Source organism: Streptomyces sp. NPDC058741 (genome assembly GCF_042746715.1).
Classification (GTDB): domain Bacteria; phylum Actinomycetota; class Actinomycetes; order Streptomycetales; family Streptomycetaceae; genus Streptomyces.
On sequence record NZ_JBHYQH010000006.1, the window covers coordinates 44,623 to 60,159 of the forward strand.

A 15,537-nucleotide genomic window follows, 5' to 3' on the forward strand; every position below is an offset into this window, starting at 1 on the left:
TGTCCTGAACAGCACGTCGGCGTGTGAGGGAGTGACGAGACCGTAAACCCGCCCCTGCGGTTGCGCAAGCGTTTGCGTTCAGATTTACTTCGGCTGACTCTCAGAGGAACTCTCACCAGTAGCAGCACAGCGCACACGTTTGAGTGCCGCTGTCGGCAGACAGGACCTGTCCATGCGATACGCGCCTCCCGGCCTCTGCGTGAACGACTTCGACCTCCTGCGCCACGCGGACGGCAGCTACACCGTCCTGCACCTGCAGGGCCCGTGGACGGCCGAGTTCGACCACCTGCGCATGGAGACGTCCTACGGCCGGGCCACGTCCGCCGACCTGGTCCACTGGGAGCCACAGGGCACCGCCTTCGGCAACGGCCTGCCGGGCCGCTTCGACCAGCAGGCGGTGTGGACCATGCACGCCTTCCCGCACGGCACCGGCACGGCGATGCTCTACACCGCCGTCTCCGGACTCACCCCCGGCGGCTGGCCCCTGCAGTCGGTGGGCCTCGCGTACTCCGACCGCACCGACGGCACCGGCTGGCGCCGCCACGGCACGGGCCCGGTCGCCGAGGCCGACCCGCGCTGGTACCGCACGGGTGAACGCATGGGCTGGCGCGACCCCTTCGTCGTCCGCGACGACGAGTCCGACGGCTGGGTCATGGTGATCTGCGCCGCCGACGCCTCCCTCCCGGTCGAGGTCAGCGGCTGCGTCGCCTGGGCCACCTCCGACGACCTGGAGCACTGGACCGTCCACCCGCCCCTCGTCTCCCCCGGCGACGTCGACGAGCTGGAGTGCCCGGTCCTCGAACGCCTCGACGACGGCAGCTGGCTGCTGCTCGGCTCCATCGGCGCCACCCGGGGCTTCGAGGCGTGGACCGCGCCCCGCCTGCGCGGCCCGTGGACCCGCCGCGGCCCCCTCGGCCCCACGGGCGCCTACGCCCCGAGGGTCGCCGCCGCCCCCGACGGCTCCCGCGTCGTGCTGCACACCACCCCGCGCCGCGTCGGCCTCACCGACACCGGCGACCGCTGCCGCGGCATGCTCGCCCAGCCCAAGTCCCTGGCCGTACCGGCCGATGCGGCGCCCCGCCTGGAGTGGTGGCCGGGCCTGGACCCCTGGCTCGGCGAGGAGACCCACGACGCCCCCCTGCACGCGGTCGGCGACATCGCCCTGTCCGGCCGCACCGAGATCACCCTGCGCACGCAGGACTCCGCCCCGGCCCGGCCCGCCCTCACGGTCGGCTGCGACGGCAAGGACCTCCGGGTCACCGGCCCCGACGGCACCCCGCTCGGCGAGACCACCCTCGGGGAACCCGCCGCCTCGCTGCGCGTCCTCACCGTCGGCGAGTACGTCGAGGTCTACGCCGACGGCGTCTTCGTCCTCACCACCCTGTGCTACTCCGGCCGCCCCGCCCCCTGGACGGCCACCACCGAGGACGGCACCCACCCGGTGCCCGTCCGCCCGATCCGCCTGCCCGACCCGCACCGCGACGACGCCTCGGCGGTCTGGCCCGGCCCGTCGCCGCGCTGACGACGCCGAGGACGGCCGTTTGCTCAGCGCCGGTCCGATGCGGGCTCAGCGCCGGTCCGATGCGGGCTCAGCGCCGGTCCGATGCGGGCTCAGCGGCGGTCTGTGGCCCGCGGACGCCCTGTGCCCGCGAAGGTGATCCAGCAGATGCCGCGGGCAGTGTCCAGGAGGTACCGGATACGCCCTGAGCCCGTCACCTCGATCTGCCACTGCCGTAGGTCTGCCCCCGGTGGGTGCCGTGGGCAGGGCTGCCCTTCAACCGGTGGTGGCGGGGTGTCTCCTGGACCGGTCCGGGGTCGGTGCGCAGGATGACCCAGGCCCGGTACATGTCCTCCCGTGCCTGCTGGGTGAGGCTTTCCCAGCCTTTGGCCGAGGCCGCGTCCGCGAATCGGACTTCCCAGTGGACACCCGGCGCGGGCGGTGCGACGCGATCACCGCGACCCGCGCTCACGCCACCTCCCGCGGGTCCGGGCGCGACGGGGCGGTGGGCGTCAAAGGGCGCGGTGGACACACGCCTGCCTTTCGGTTGGTGCGGAGAGCCTGGGGGCGCGGGACCGTATGACGGCCCCAGGGTGACGGCCACGGAAGCGCCGTCTCACCCGACGGACGACGTTTCGCCCAGGTTTCGGGAAACGGCTACGCTCCCCTCCGTGGCTGAGATCCAGATTCCCGCTGACATCAAGCCCGCCGACGGACGTTTCGGCGCGGGTCCCTCCAAGGTGCGGACTGAGGCGCTGGACGCCCTCGCCGCCACCGGCACCTCCCTCATGGGCACCTCCCACCGCCAGGCCCCCGTCAAGAACCTGGTCGGCACGGTGCGCGAGGGCATCCGTGAGCTGTTCCAGCTCCCCGACGGCTACGAGGTGATCCTCGGCAACGGCGGCTCCACCGCCTTCTGGGACATCGCGACGCACGGCCTGATCGAGAACAGGTCGCAGCACCTCACGTTCGGCGAGTTCTCCTCCAAGTTCGCCAAGGCGGCCAAGCTCGCCCCCTGGCTCGCCGAGCCGGACGTCGTCGCGGCCGACCCGGGCACCCACCCCGAGCCGGCCGCCGAGGCGGGCGTGGACGTCTACGCCTTCACCCACAACGAGACCTCCACCGGTGTGGCCATGCCGATCCGGCGCGTGGCCGGCGCCGACGAGGGCGCGCTCGTCCTGGTCGACGCCACGTCCGGCGCCGGCGGCCTGCCGGTCGACATCGCCGAGACGGACGTCTACTACTTCGCCCCGCAGAAGTCCTTCGCCTCCGACGGCGGCCTGTGGATCGGCGTCTTCTCCCCGGCCGCGATCGAGCGCGCCGAGCGGATCCACGCCTCCGGCCGTCACATCCCGGAGTTCTTCAGCCTCCCCACGGCGATCGACAACTCCCGCAAGAACCAGACGTACAACACCCCGGCCCTCGCCACGCTGTTCCTGCTCAACGAGCAGCTGGAGTGGATCAACGGCCAGGGCGGTCTGGACTGGTCGGTCCGCCGCACGGCCACGTCCGCGCGGACGCTGTACGGCTGGGCCGAGGACGTGAAGTTCGCCAACCCGTTCGTCACCGACCCGGCCAAGCGCTCGCAGGTCATCGGCACGATCGACTTCACGGACGAGGTCGACGCCGCCGCCGTCGCCAAGGTCCTGCGCGCCAACGGCGTCGTCGACACCGAGCCCTACCGCAAGCTCGGCCGCAACCAGCTCCGTGTCGCGATGTTCCCGGCGATCGACCCGGCGGACGTCGAGGCGCTGACGAAGTGCGTCGACTACGTGATCGAGAAGCTGTAACCACCTCTTCGACGGCTGAGGGCGCCCCGCTCCTGGGGGGCGCCCTCAGCCGTCCTCGGACCGGCCGTCCTCGGACCGGCCGTCCTCGGGCCGGCCACGCTCAGGCAAGCCGCTCTCCGGCGGCGTCCGGCGCCGAGCGCGCCACGCGGAACCCCACGTCGTCGATCCGGAACGTCGGATGGCTCCGGCGGCGCACCGAGGCCCGGCAGCTCCAGTGCTCGTCGGCCCAGCCGCCGCCGCGCAGCACCCGGTAGGTGCCGTAGACCTCCGGGTCGTAGAGGTCCCAGCACCAGTCCCAGGTGTTGCCCAGCATGTCGTACAGGCCGAGGGCGTTGGGGTGCTTGCCGCCGACCGCGTGGATCCTGCCGTCGGAGTTCCCGCGGTACCAGGCGATGTCGCCGAGCGGGCCGTAGCGGGGGCCGGTGCTGCCCGCTCGGCAGGCGTGCTCCCACTCGGCCTCGGTGGGCAGGCGGTAACCGTCGGCGGACGTGTCCCAGCCGGCCGGCTCGCCGTCACCGCCGAGACGGTACGCGGAGGTCAGGCCCTCGCGCCGGGACAGGGCGTTGCAGAAGCGGACGGCGTCCCACCAGGACACGCCCTCGACCGGGAGCAGGTCGCCCCGGACCGCGCTCGGACGTTCGCCGGTGACCTCGGCGTACCAGGCCTGGGTGACGGGGAACGCCGCCAGGCGGAACGCGGCGACCTCGACGGTCCACCTGCGCTCGGTCCGCCGGTCCGACAGGGCCACCCGCCCGGCCGGAACGGTCGTCATCGTGTGTGCCGCGCTCTCCGTGTCCACGGCAAGTGAGCCTAGCGGCGGCCGCGTTGCAGCACTGCGTGCGCGGAACCGGGTGGCGGACGCTACCTCCGCCGCCTGAGCCCCCGCAGGCCGAACAGCAGGACCAGGACCGCCGCAACGGCGATGGCGCCCGTCGTGAGGCTGCCGTCCAGACCCGCTCCCCCGCTGCCGGAGGAAGCCGAAGTCCCCTTGCCCGAGCGGGAGTCGGAGTCGTCCGCGCCGGGGGCGTCCTGGGGCTCCACGGGGCTGTCGGCCCCCTCGGCGCCGTACATCAGCTTCTTCCCGTCGGCGGTGTACGTGACGGACTCGCCCTGGCCCAGGAACGGCACGCCGAGCCACCCGGCGCGTTTGATCTTCCCGCCGTTCCAGTCGTAGGCGAGCGAACCGAAGTAGCTGCGGACGACCAGGTGCCGGCCGTCCGGGGAGAGCGTGGCGTCGGTGGCCTCCAGGTCGGGGACGCCGGCGATCGGGCGGAAGACGTTCGTCCCGGACGGGGACAGCTCGGCCGGGCCCTCGTAGAGGTGCCCGCCCTTCTCGTTCTTGTCGACGATGTAGACGCGGCCGGTCTTCGGGTGCACCACGAGCGACTCGGCGTCCCGTGCGCCGTCGGAGTACGTGACGGTGTACTGGGTGGCCTTGATCGTCCGGTCGCGCAGGTCCTTCGGCTCGGGCAGCCGGTAGATCCAGACGTGCGGCCAGGTGCCGCCGAGGTTGTCGCCGATGTCGCCCACGTAGATCTGGTTGCCGGGTCCGATGGAGATCGCCTCGACGTCGCGCGGGGTGCCCACACCGGTCAGGGTGATCGTCGCGACCGTCTCGCCCGTCCGGCCGTCGACGGCGTAGAGGTAGGCGCCGTCGTCGCTGTCGTTGTGCGTCCAGTAGACGCCGGGGTGCTGCCGCGAGGCGGCCAGGCCGCTGGACTCCGTGATGCGCGGGTCCTTGATCGTGAACTTCCCGTCGCCGTCCGCGTCGGCGGCAAAGGCGGGCACGGCGAAGGCGCCCACGAGAAGGGCCGCGGCGAGGAAGGCGATCGGTCTGCGCATGCCCCAAGCCTGCCATCCCGCCCGGCCGTTCACGGGACGGTCTCCCGGCTCCGGTCCGGACCGCACGGCGGGCGTGGCCCGACTCACACCCCGACGGGCGGCGCGATCATCCATGATGAGCGGATGCTCAGGTTCATGCCCGTCGGTGACTCCATGACGATCGGAAGCGCGGGCGAACACACATGGCGCTACCGGATGTGGCAGCACCTGTGCCGCAGCCACGGCGGCCCCTTCACCCTCGTCGGCCCCCGCGAGACCCTCTACGACAAGCTCGCCGACGCCCCCACGTCGTGCGCCTACGCCGAACCTGACTTCCCCCGCGCCCATCTGGCCGGCTGGGGAGAGGGCTGGCAGCACATGGCGCCGCTGATCGGCGAGGCCGTGCGCACGTGCCGGGCCGATGTCCTGCTGGTCTCCCTCGGCCTGATCGACCTGGGCTTCTACACGAACGCCGAGCAGACCGCCGAGAACGTCCGGGCCTTCACGTCCGAGGCGCGTGCGGCGAACCACCGGGTGCGGATGGTGTGGCTGCCGGTGACCCCCAACATCCGGGCGCGGACGGACGAGCCCTTCGCCACCGAGGTCGCCCGCTTCAACGAATTGCTGGCCAAGACGGCCGCCGACCTGGACGAGCCCGCCTCCCCCGTCCTCCTGGCCTCACCGCCGCCGTCCTACGACGTCTCGGCCGACACCTACGACGGCACCCACCCCAACGCGAGCGGCGAGCACAAGATCGCGGCGGCCTTCGCCGGGGCGATGCACCAGGGCTGGGACCTGGGCGGCTCCTACGCGGAGTGACCCCGCAGGTCGCCCCCGGGAAGGCTTGCTTCGAGCGCACTCCAGGACGTTGGCTGGGGACCATGGAGTACACGCAGCTCGGACGCACGGGACTCAAGGTCAGCCGGCTCGTCCTCGGCACCATGAACTTCGGCCCCCAGACCGACGAGGCCGACAGCCACGCCATCATGGACGCGGCGCTGGACGCGGGCATCAACTTCTTCGACACGGCCAACGTCTACGGGTGGGGCGAGAACAAGGGCCGCACGGAATCGATCATCGGCAACTGGTTCGCGAAGGGCGGCGACCGGCGCGACAAGGTCGTCCTCGCCACCAAGGTGTACGGCAACATGGGCGCCGACGGCCCGGCCTGGCCCAACCACGACAAACTGTCCGCCGTGAACATCCGCCGTGCCGTCGACGCCTCCCTCAAGCGGCTTCAGACGGACTACATCGACGTCTACCAGTTCCACCACATCGACCGGGACACCCCGTTCGAGGAGATCTGGCAGGCGGTCGACGTCCTGGTCCAGCAGGGCAAGATCCTCTACGTCGGGTCGTCGAACTTCCCCGGCTACAAGATCGCCCAGGCCAACGAGATCGCCGCCCGGCGCGGCGGGACCATCGGCCTGGTCAGCGAGCAGTGCCTGTACAACCTCGCCGAGCGGCGGGCCGAGATGGAGGTCATCCCGGCCGCGCGGGACTACGGGCTCGGCGTGATCCCCTGGTCGCCGCTGCACGGCGGGCTGCTGGGCGGCGTCCTGAAGAAGCAGGCCGAGGGCGGACGCCGCGCCTCCGGCCGGGCGGCCGACACGCTCGCCGACCCCGCGAAGCGTGCGCAGATCCAGGCCTACGAGGACCTGCTCGACAAGCACGGCGTCGAGCCCGGCGAGGCCGCCCTGGCCTGGCTGCTCACCCGGCCCGGCGTGACCGGCCCGATCGTCGGCCCGCGCACCGGCGAACAGCTCGCCTCCGCCGTCCGCGCGGCCGGGCTGGAGCTGTCCGAGGAACTGCTGACGGGCCTGGACGAGATCTTCCCGGGGCCGGGGCCGAGCCCGGAGGCCTTCGCCTGGTGACCGCCTTGTGAGGAGGGGTGCGGGGAACCACGCGACGGGCCCTCACCGGCCCGCAGCCGGGAGACAGCCGTCCGCCGTTCCCCGCCGCCCTACCGGCCCGGCACGGAGGCCAGGGCGACGACGAGGAACATCAGCACGAGCACACCGGCCATGATCCGGTTGCGGGTCTTGGGGTCCACGGCACCGAGCCTAACCGGCGCCGCCGAGCACCCACCGGCCGACCGCCTCGTACCGGGGCTGCTCCCCCGGCACCCCGGAGACGGGCAGACTGCTGCGCACCAGCGCCAGCTCCTCCACCGTCCAGCTGCGGCCCGTGAAGTCCGCCAGGGCGTCCACATACGCCTTCACGTGCCGGGTCTCCCGGCTGCGCGCCACGGTCAGGTGCGCCGTGTAGCGGCGGTGCTCCTCCATCGGCACCCCGGCCCTGCGCGCCGCCGCCCGGGCCCGTTCGGCCAGCAGCCGCAGGGTGGCCAGGTCCCCCTCGGCACCGGTCCACAGCGCCGTGCCGCGCCCGAACTGCCCCCCGCCCCGCAGGGCCAGCGGGAACGGCTCGGTGCGCTGTGCGGTGCGCTCCAGCCGGGCCGTCAGCCCGGGGAGGAGGTCGTCGGCGACCTCGCCGTAGAAGGCGAGCGTGAAGTGCCAGCCGGGAGGCTGGGTCCAGCGCATCCCGTCCGCCCCGGGAAGCGCGCGCAGCCCGTCGATCACGGAGCCGAGTTCACCGCGCACCTCGTCGGGGGGCAGTACGGCGGCGAAGAGTCTCATGCGTCCAGCTTGACACCTGCACGGCCCTCCACGGCCGGCCCGGGCGTCTCCCGGTCACCGTGCACCTGCACACCCGGCCGAAGGACGGCGAGTACCGGGGCGAGCTGAGCCTGTACTTCGGGGACGGGATCGACCTGACGGGCACCGTGGTCGGGCTGGTCCTGGAGACGGGCGCGTCCCCCCGCGACGGACGCTGCCCGTCGACTGACGTTCCCCGCGGCCGATCCGGGCGTCAGGCCGCCGGGGCCAGGTCCTCCTCGCGTTGCTCCCGCGGCACGAACCGCACCCTGGGGTGCCCGCGGTGCCAGCCGACCGAGAGGCGGAGGTTGCCGACGCGGGCCAGGACGAGGCCGATCACGGCCGCGGCGAGGGCGGCCACCGCGCCGCCGGTCGCGAGGCCGATGCGCGCGCCGTAGGTGTCGGTGATCCAGCCGACGATCGGGGCGCCGACCGGGGAGCCGCCGAGGAAGATCATCATGTAGAGGGCCATGACCCGGCCGCGCATGGCGGGGTCCGTGGACATCTGCAGGCTGGTGTTCGTCGTGACGTTGACGGTCATGCCGAACAGTCCCAGCGGCACCATGAGCAGGGCGAACATCCACAGCTCCGGTGTGGTCGCGGCCAGGATCTCCAGCGCGCCGAAGGCCATGGCCGCCACGATCAGCAGCCGCAGCCGGGCGGTGCCCCGCCGTGCGGCGAGCAGTGCGCCCGCGACCGAGCCGACGGCCATGAGCGTGTTGAACATGCTGTAGGCGCCGGCGCCCCCGTGGAACACGTCGTCGGCGAAGGCCGAGAGGTAGACGGGGAAGTTGAAGGCGAACGTGCCGACGAAGCCGACCAGGACGATCGGCCAGATCAGCTCCGGCCGGCCGGTGACGTAGCGGACGCCTTCGCGCAGCTGTCCCTTGCCGCGCGGGGCGCGCTCCACGACGTGCAGGTCGCGGGCGCGCATCAGCAGCAGTCCGGTGAGCGGCGCGATGAAGGACAGGCCGTTGAAGAGGAAGGCGTAGCCGGTGCCGACGCCGGTGATCAGCAGACCGGCGACGGCGGGGCCGACGAGGCGGGCGGACTGGAAGTTGGCCGAGTTCAGGCTGACGGCGTTCTGCAGCTGGCCGGGGCCGACGAGCTCGGAGACGAAGGACTGCCGGGCCGGGTTGTCGACGACCGTGGCGAGGCCGACCGCGAAGGCGGCGAGGTACACGTGCCAGACCTGGACGTGCCCGGTGAGGGTGAGGACGGCCAGGGCGATCGCGGTGAGGCCCATGGCCGACTGGGTCACCAGCAGGGTGGGCCGCTTGCGCAGCCGGTCGACGAGGACGCCGCCGTAGAGGCCGAAGAGCAGCATGGGCAGGAACTGCAGGGCGGTGGTGATGCCGACGGCGGCGGAGGAGCCGGTGAGGCTGAGCACCAGCCAGTCCTGGGCGATGCGCTGCATCCAGGTGCCGATGTTGGAGACGACCTGGCCCATGAAGAACAGGCGGTAGTTCCGTGCCTTCAGGGAGGAGAACATCGAGGACGTGCGGGCGGGCCGGCCGGTGGAGGCGGGTGTGCGGGGGGCGGGCGGGGAGTCGTGGGGGTCAGGTGCGGGGGCGGAAGCTGCTCCGGGTCCCGTACTCAAAAGGGTCGCCTCCTTCGTGGATCGCCTACAGGTGTGCGAGCTTCTCCAGCACGGGGGCGGCGGCGCGGAGTTTCGCCCACTCTTCCTCGTCGAGGTTCTCCACCAGCGAGGCCAGGAACGCGTTCCGTTTGGCGCGGCTCTGCTCGAGCATCGCCTCGGCCTGCTCGGTGCGCGTCACGACCTTCTGGCGCCGGTCCTCGGGGTGCGGCTCCAGCCGGACCAGGCCCTTGGCCTCCAGCAGCGCCACGATGCGGGTCATCGACGGCGGCTGGACGTGCTCCTTGCGGGCGAGCTCACCCGGGGTGGCCCGACCGCACAGGGACAGGGTGCCCAGCACCGACATCTCGGTGGGGCTGAGCGACTCGTCGACCCGCTGGTGTTTGAGCCGACGGGAGAGCCGCATCACGGCGGAGCGGAGGGAGTTCACGGCGCATACGTCGTCGCCATGGCTGAGGTCCGGCATGTTCTTTAGCGTAACTCATTACCCTAACTAAGGACCAGCTGGGGCGGCCGAGCGGGCCGTGACGCCCGCCACTGCACGACGACATCACTCATACGGGTGATCCAGCGGCGGCACGCGACCCACCGCACCGAACGGTGCCACGACCCTCGTGGGCACGCCGACCAGTGCTGAGCCTGCACATGGACCACGACCTGCTCGAACGGGTCCGGCACCATGCCGCGAGAGGACGAACGAGCGTCCAGGACCCTGTCGTCCGGACGCTCATTCGCGATGACTTCGACCAGCGGTTCCGGACCGCCGTCGAGGAGACGGAGAGGTTCCACGGGCCGTCCGGCTCCGAGGACGGCGATCAGGTCAGGCCGAGCGCCGGCATCAGGTAGTAGAACGCGAACACGGCCGCCACCGCGTACATCGCCACCGGCACCTCACGGCCCCGTCCGGCCGCCAGGCGCAGCACGGCGAAGGTGACGAAGCCCATGCCGATGCCGTTGGTGATCGAGTAGGTGAACGGCATCATCACCATCGTCACGAAGGCGGGGACGGCGATGGTGTGGTCGGCCCAGTCGATCTCCTTGACCGAGCCGGACAGGATGAGGAAGCCGACCGCGAACAGCGCCGGGGTGGCCGCCTGCGACGGGACCATCGTGGCGACGGGCGTCAGGAAGAGCGCGACGGCGAAGAGGCCGCCGGTGACGACGTTCGCGAGGCCGGTCCGGGCGCCCTCGCCGACACCGGCCGTGGACTCCACGAAGGCGGTGGTGGCGGAGGAGGAGCTCGCGCCGCCCGCGGCGACCGCGAGGCCGTCCACGAACAGCACCTTGTTGATGCCGGGCATCTGCCCCTCACCGTCGGTCAGCTTCGCCTCGTCGGAGACGCCCATGATCGTGCCCATCGCGTCGAAGAAACACGACAGCAGCACGGTGAAGACGAACAGCACACCGGTCAGCACGCCGACCTTGCCGAACCCGCCGAACAGGCTGACCTGGCCGATCAGCCCGAAGTCGGGCATCTCGACGGGGTTGCCGGGCCACTTCGGGGTGGTGAGGCCCCAGCTCGGCACCTGGGCGACCGCCTCGATGACCACGGCCACGACGGTCATGGCGACGATCGAGACGAGGATCGCGCCGGAGACCCTGCGGACGATCAGGGCGAGCGTCAGCAGCACGCCCAGGACGAAGACCAGGACCGGCCAGCCGTCGAGGTGTCCGTCGCCGCCCAGCTGGAGCGGGACGGTGGTCTGGGCCGCGTCCGGGATCCGGGAGACGAAACCGGCGTCGACCAGACCGATCAGCATGATGAACAGGCCGATACCGATGGAGATCGCCTTGCGCAGCCCGAAGGGCACGGCGTTCATCACGCGCTCGCGCAGCCCCGTGGCGACCAGCAGCATCACGATGAAGCCGGCGAGCACCACCATGCCCATCGCGTCCGGCCAGGACATGCGCGGGGCGAGCTGGAGGGCGACGACGGAGTTCACGCCGAGGCCGGCGGCGAGGGCGATCGGGACGTTGCCGACGACGCCCATGAGGAGCGTGGTGAGGGCGGCGGTCAGGGCAGTCGCGGTGACCAGCTGCCCGTTGTCGAGCTGGTGACCGTACATGTCCTTCGCGCTGCCGAGGATGATCGGGTTCAGCACGATGATGTAGGCCATCGCGAAGAAGGTGGCGAGACCGCCCCGGACCTCGCGGGGCAGGGTGCTGCCCCGCTCGGAGATGCGGAAGAAGCGGTCGAGTGCGCCGCGGGTGGGTCCGGCTCCCGGCTGATCAGGGGCGGGGACCTTGGCGGGAGCCGAGGACGACATGTGTTCGGTGTTTCCTACGAAGAGAGGTGGTCGGACACAAAACCGTTTCAGTATGAACATATGAGGCCTCGCTCGGCCATCTCCGCGCGTAGACCTGATCGCCTCGTAAGCTGTCCCCATGGCGAAGTGGACCCCCCGACACGAGGCGCCGGAGCCCCTGGAGGGCCCCGTGGTCGCCACCATCACCGGCGGCACGATCCTGTGGTTCGTCCTCTTCCTGGTGCAGCTCCCCTTCTACGGCTGGTTCGACGACCACGGCCACACGTGGTGGGTGTGGACCTGCCTGGCCGGCGGCGGTCTCGGCCTGATCGGCGTCTGGTACGTCCGCAGGCGCGAGGCCGCGCTCGAGCGGGCGGCGGCCGAGCGCGACCTGACGACGACCCCCTCGGCCGACTAGCCGGGCGAGGTCCGTCCCGAAGCCCGTCCCGTTCCCGGGGGAGACACCCGCCCGCGTCCTCCCTACGCTCGAAGAAGGCGGCGGAACGCTCGGAGACCGTCGGCGCGCGACGTCGCCCGACCGGTGAGGAGCGCAGCCATGACGACGCAGCACAGCGCGGCCGACGCCGACCGTGCGCTGAAGGCCGGGCACCGGGCGATGTGGGCCCAGGGCGACTACCCCTCCCTGGCCGCCGAGGTCATCCCGCGTCTGGGAGCGGTGCTGGTCGAGGCGTGCGGGGTGCGGTCCGGTCAGCGGGTGCTGGACGTGGCCGCCGGCTCCGGCAACGCGGCGGTCCCGGCGGCCCTGGCCGGCGCGGACGTCGTCGCCTGCGACCTGACCCCGGAACTGTTCGAGGCCGGCCGGCGCGTGGCGGAGACCCAGGGCGTGCGGATCACCTGGCAGGAGGCCGACGCCGAGGCCCTGCCCTTCGGGGACGCGGAGTTCGACACCGTGCTGTCCTGCGTCGGCGTCATGTTCGCCCCGCACCACCGACGGACCGCCGGCGAGCTCCTCCGGGTCTGCCGGCCCGGCGGCACCATCGGGCTGCTGAACTGGACGCCGCAGGGCTTCATCGGCCGGATGTTCGCCGTGATGAAGCCCTACGCGCCCCCGCCGCCGCCCGGCGCCCAGCCGCCCCCGCTGTGGGGCGACGAGGACCACGTCCGCGCCCTCCTCGGCGACCGGGTCACCGACGTGCGCTCCGAGCGCCGCACGGTCCGCGTCGACCGCTTCGCGACGCCGGAGGCGTTCCGCGACTACTTCAAGGAGCGCTACGGCCCGACCATCACCGTCTACAGGAACATCGCAGGCGAACCCGCGCGCGCCACCGCCCTGGACCGCGAGCTGGCGGCCCTCGCCCGCGAGGCCGACCCGGGGACCGGCCCGGCCGGGACCGTGATGGAGTGGGAGTACCTGCTGCTGACCGCCCGCCGGGCCGGCTGACGGACGGCGGTGCGGCACCCCGGCCGGACGCCGTGCGACCCCCGTACGACCACGGCACGAAGTGCGTCCTCCCCCGGTCGGATCTTCCGCGCATTCGGTAGGTGGGGCAGTAAATCCACACGTACCGTCGAATGCATGACGCATCTCGACGCGGGTGCCCTGCCCGAGTCCGCCCGGCCGGCCACGGTCACCTCACGCGAGACCGGCCTGACCGGTGCTCAGGTCGCCGAGCGGGTACAGCGCGGCCAGGTCAACGACGTGCCGGTGCGCAGCAGCCGGTCCCTCACCGAGATCGTCCGTGCGAACGTCTTCACCCGCTTCAACGCGATCATCGGCGTGCTGTGGCTGATCATGCTGGTCGTGGCGCCGATCCAGGACAGCCTGTTCGGGTTCGTGATCCTCGCCAACACCGGCATCGGCATCGTCCAGGAGTGGCGGGCGAAGAAGACGCTGGACTCGCTCGCGCTGATCGGCGAGGTGCGGCCCACCGTCCGCCGGGACGGCGCCTCCACGCAGGTCGGCACCTCTGAGATCGTCCTGGACGACCTGATCGAGATCGGTCCGGGCGACAAGGTCGTGGTGGACGGGGTGTGCGCCGAGGCCGACGGTCTGGAGATCGACGAGTCGCTGCTCACCGGCGAGGCCGACCCGGTCGTCAAGCACCCGGGCGACCAGCTGATGTCCGGCAGCTTCGTGGTCGCGGGCGGCGGGGCGTTCCAGGCCACGAAGGTCGGGCGCGAGGCGTACGCGGCGCAGCTCGCCGAGGAGGCCTCCCGGTTCACCCTCGTCCACTCCGAGCTGCGCTCCGGCATCTCCACGATCCTGAAGTACGTCACCTGGATGATGGTCCCGACCGCGATCGGCCTGGTCATCAGCCAGCTGCTGGTGAAGCAGAACGCCCTCGGCGACTCCGTCGCCCGCACGGTCGGCGGCATCGTCCCGATGGTCCCGGAGGGCCTCGTGCTGCTCACCTCGGTCGCCTTCGCCATCGGCGTGATCCGGCTGGGCCGCAAGCAGTGCCTGGTGCAGGAGCTGCCCGCGATCGAGGGGCTGGCCCGCGTCGACACCGTCTGCCTCGACAAGACCGGCACCCTCACCGAGGGAGGCATGGACGTCACCGGGCTGCGGCCCCTGCCGGGCGCCGACGAGGCGTACGTACGCAAGGTGCTCGGTGCCCTCGGCGAGTCGGACCCGCGGCCGAACGCCTCGCTGAAGGCGATCATCGACGCCTACCCGGCCGCCGGGGACTGGCGCTGTACCCGGGCCCTTCCGTTCTCCTCGGCCCGCAAGTACAGCGGCGCCGCGTTCAGCGAGGGCGACGGGCAGTCCAGCACCTGGCTGCTGGGCGCGCCGGACGTGCTGCTGCCCGACGACGACCCGGCCCTCGCCGAGACCGCGCGGCTGAACGAGCAGGGCCTGCGGGTGCTGCTGCTGGCCCGGGTCCGGGGGGACCTGGAGGATCCCCGGGTGGCCGAGGGCGCCCGGCCCACCGCCCTGGTGGTGCTGGAGCAGCGGTTGCGGCCGGACGCCGCCGACACGCTGCGCTACTTCGCGGACCAGAAGGTCCGGGTCAAGGTCGTCTCCGGTGACAACGCCGTGTCGGTCGGCGCGGTCGCCGCCAAGCTCGGGCTGTCGGGGACGACCGTGGACGCCCGGCGGCTGCCCGCCGACCAGGACGGGATGGCGGCCGCCCTCGACGAGGGCACGGTGTTCGGCCGGGTCACCCCGCAGCAGAAGCGGACCATGGTGGGCGCCCTGCAGTACCGCGGCCACACGGTCGCGATGACCGGCGACGGGGTGAACGACGTGCTCGCCCTGAAGGACGCCGACATCGGTGTCGCGATGGGCTCCGGCTCGGAGGCGACCCGGGCGGTCGCGCAGATCGTGCTGCTGAACAACAGCTTCGCGACGCTGCCGTCGGTGGTGGCGGAGGGCCGCCGGGTCATCGGCAACATCACGCGGGTCGCGACGCTGTTCCTCGTCAAGACGGTCTACTCGGTGCTGCTGGCGGTCCTGGTGGTCTGCTCGCAGGTCGAGTACCCGTTCCTGCCGCGCCATCTGACGCTGCTGTCGACGCTGACGATCGGCGTCCCGGCGTTCTTCCTGGCGCTCGCGCCGAACACGGAGCGCGCGCGGCCGAACTTCGTCCGGCGGGTCATGCGGTACGCGATCCCGGGCGGCGTCGTGGCCGGGGCGGCGACCTTCGCGACGTACCTGGTCGCCCGGACGTACTACACGGGCCCGGGGGAGCTGGACGCGGAGACGAGCGTCGCGACGCTCACGCTGTTCCTGATCTCGATGTGGGTGCTGGCGATCATCGCCCGCCCCTACACCTGGTGGCGGATCGCCCTGGTCGCCTCGATGGGCGGGGCGTTCCTGCTGGTGCTGGCCGTGCCGTGGCTGCAGCACTTCTTCGCGCTGAAGCTGGTCGGGATGACCATGCCGTGGGCGGCCGTCGGCATCGCCGCGGTGGCGGCGGCCACCCTGGAACTGCTGTGGAGGTGGGTGGACCGCCGCCTTCCGGCGTAG

At 72.1% G+C, this 15,537-nt stretch carries 13 protein-coding genes and 1 pseudogene; 8 read left to right on the forward strand and 6 right to left on the reverse strand.

Annotated features, from left to right (window positions below):
- Positions 1 to 172: 172 nt before the first annotated feature.
- Positions 173 to 1,522, forward strand: a complete 1,350-nt coding sequence (locus tag ACFW6P_RS06865) for a mucin-1 (RefSeq protein WP_386347076.1) — start codon at positions 173 to 175, stop codon at positions 1,520 to 1,522.
- Positions 1,523 to 2,169: 647 nt separating this feature from the next.
- The gene (serC, locus tag ACFW6P_RS06870; RefSeq protein ID WP_386347078.1) at positions 2,170 to 3,288 is read left to right on the forward strand and encodes a phosphoserine transaminase; all 1,119 of its coding nucleotides are present in this window, start codon (positions 2,170 to 2,172) and stop codon (positions 3,286 to 3,288) included.
- Positions 3,289 to 3,388: 100 nt separating this feature from the next.
- Here the strand turns inward: serC and ACFW6P_RS06875 are convergent, their stop codons facing one another.
- Both ACFW6P_RS06875 and ACFW6P_RS06880 read right to left on the reverse strand, forming a co-directional pair.
- Positions 3,389 to 4,060 carry a formylglycine-generating enzyme family protein gene (locus tag ACFW6P_RS06875; protein ID WP_386347464.1) on the reverse strand — a complete coding sequence of 224 codons (672 nt, stop codon included), beginning with the start codon at positions 4,058 to 4,060 and terminating at the stop codon, positions 3,389 to 3,391.
- A gap of 89 nt (positions 4,061 to 4,149) precedes the next feature.
- Positions 4,150 to 5,130 (reverse strand): WD40 repeat domain-containing protein, encoded by a 981-nt coding sequence (locus tag ACFW6P_RS06880; RefSeq protein ID WP_386423095.1) that lies wholly within the window; start codon positions 5,128 to 5,130, stop codon positions 4,150 to 4,152.
- A 123-nt stretch (positions 5,131 to 5,253) separates the two neighbouring features.
- Here ACFW6P_RS06880 and ACFW6P_RS06885 point away from each other — a divergent pair, with 123 nt between their 5' ends.
- Positions 5,254 to 5,928 carry an SGNH/GDSL hydrolase family protein gene (locus tag ACFW6P_RS06885; RefSeq protein WP_386347082.1) on the forward strand — a complete coding sequence of 225 codons (675 nt, stop codon included), beginning with the start codon at positions 5,254 to 5,256 and terminating at the stop codon, positions 5,926 to 5,928.
- Between the two features lie 62 nt (positions 5,929 to 5,990).
- The gene (locus tag ACFW6P_RS06890; RefSeq protein ID WP_386347084.1) at positions 5,991 to 6,983 is read left to right on the forward strand and encodes an aldo/keto reductase; all 993 of its coding nucleotides are present in this window, start codon (positions 5,991 to 5,993) and stop codon (positions 6,981 to 6,983) included.
- 189 nt (positions 6,984 to 7,172) lie between these two features.
- Here the strand turns inward: ACFW6P_RS06890 and thpR are convergent, their stop codons facing one another.
- From thpR to ACFW6P_RS06905, 3 genes are all read right to left on the reverse strand, one after another.
- Positions 7,173 to 7,745, reverse strand: coding sequence for an RNA 2',3'-cyclic phosphodiesterase (gene thpR, locus ACFW6P_RS06895; RefSeq protein ID WP_386347086.1), 573 nt, complete (start codon positions 7,743 to 7,745; stop codon positions 7,173 to 7,175).
- A gap of 232 nt (positions 7,746 to 7,977) precedes the next feature.
- Positions 7,978 to 9,363, reverse strand: coding sequence for an MFS transporter (locus tag ACFW6P_RS06900; RefSeq protein ID WP_386347088.1), 1,386 nt, complete (start codon positions 9,361 to 9,363; stop codon positions 7,978 to 7,980).
- A 25-nt stretch (positions 9,364 to 9,388) separates the two neighbouring features.
- On the reverse strand, positions 9,389 to 9,826 hold the full coding sequence (locus ACFW6P_RS06905) for a MarR family winged helix-turn-helix transcriptional regulator (protein ID WP_386347090.1): 438 nt from the start codon (positions 9,824 to 9,826) through the stop codon (positions 9,389 to 9,391).
- A 179-nt stretch (positions 9,827 to 10,005) separates the two neighbouring features.
- On the opposite strand from ACFW6P_RS06905, the pseudogene ACFW6P_RS06910 reads away from it, so the two are divergent.
- A pseudogene (locus ACFW6P_RS06910) lies at positions 10,006 to 10,152 on the forward strand (ribbon-helix-helix protein, CopG family); the annotation flags it as partial.
- Positions 10,153 to 10,175: 23 nt separating this feature from the next.
- On the opposite strand, the gene ACFW6P_RS06915 reads toward ACFW6P_RS06910, so the two are convergent.
- Positions 10,176 to 11,627, reverse strand: coding sequence for an NCS2 family permease (locus tag ACFW6P_RS06915; protein WP_386347092.1), 1,452 nt, complete (start codon positions 11,625 to 11,627; stop codon positions 10,176 to 10,178).
- A gap of 118 nt (positions 11,628 to 11,745) precedes the next feature.
- On the opposite strand from ACFW6P_RS06915, the gene ACFW6P_RS06920 reads away from it, so the two are divergent.
- From ACFW6P_RS06920 to ACFW6P_RS06930, 3 genes are all read left to right on the forward strand, one after another.
- Positions 11,746 to 12,024, forward strand: a complete 279-nt coding sequence (locus tag ACFW6P_RS06920; protein ID WP_386347094.1) for a DUF2530 domain-containing protein — start codon at positions 11,746 to 11,748, stop codon at positions 12,022 to 12,024.
- 138 nt (positions 12,025 to 12,162) lie between these two features.
- Entirely contained in the window at positions 12,163 to 13,008 is an 846-nt protein-coding gene (locus ACFW6P_RS06925; RefSeq protein ID WP_386347096.1) for a class I SAM-dependent methyltransferase, read from the forward strand.
- Positions 13,009 to 13,143: 135 nt separating this feature from the next.
- Positions 13,144 to 15,537, forward strand: a complete 2,394-nt coding sequence (locus ACFW6P_RS06930; protein ID WP_386423098.1) for an HAD-IC family P-type ATPase — start codon at positions 13,144 to 13,146, stop codon at positions 15,535 to 15,537.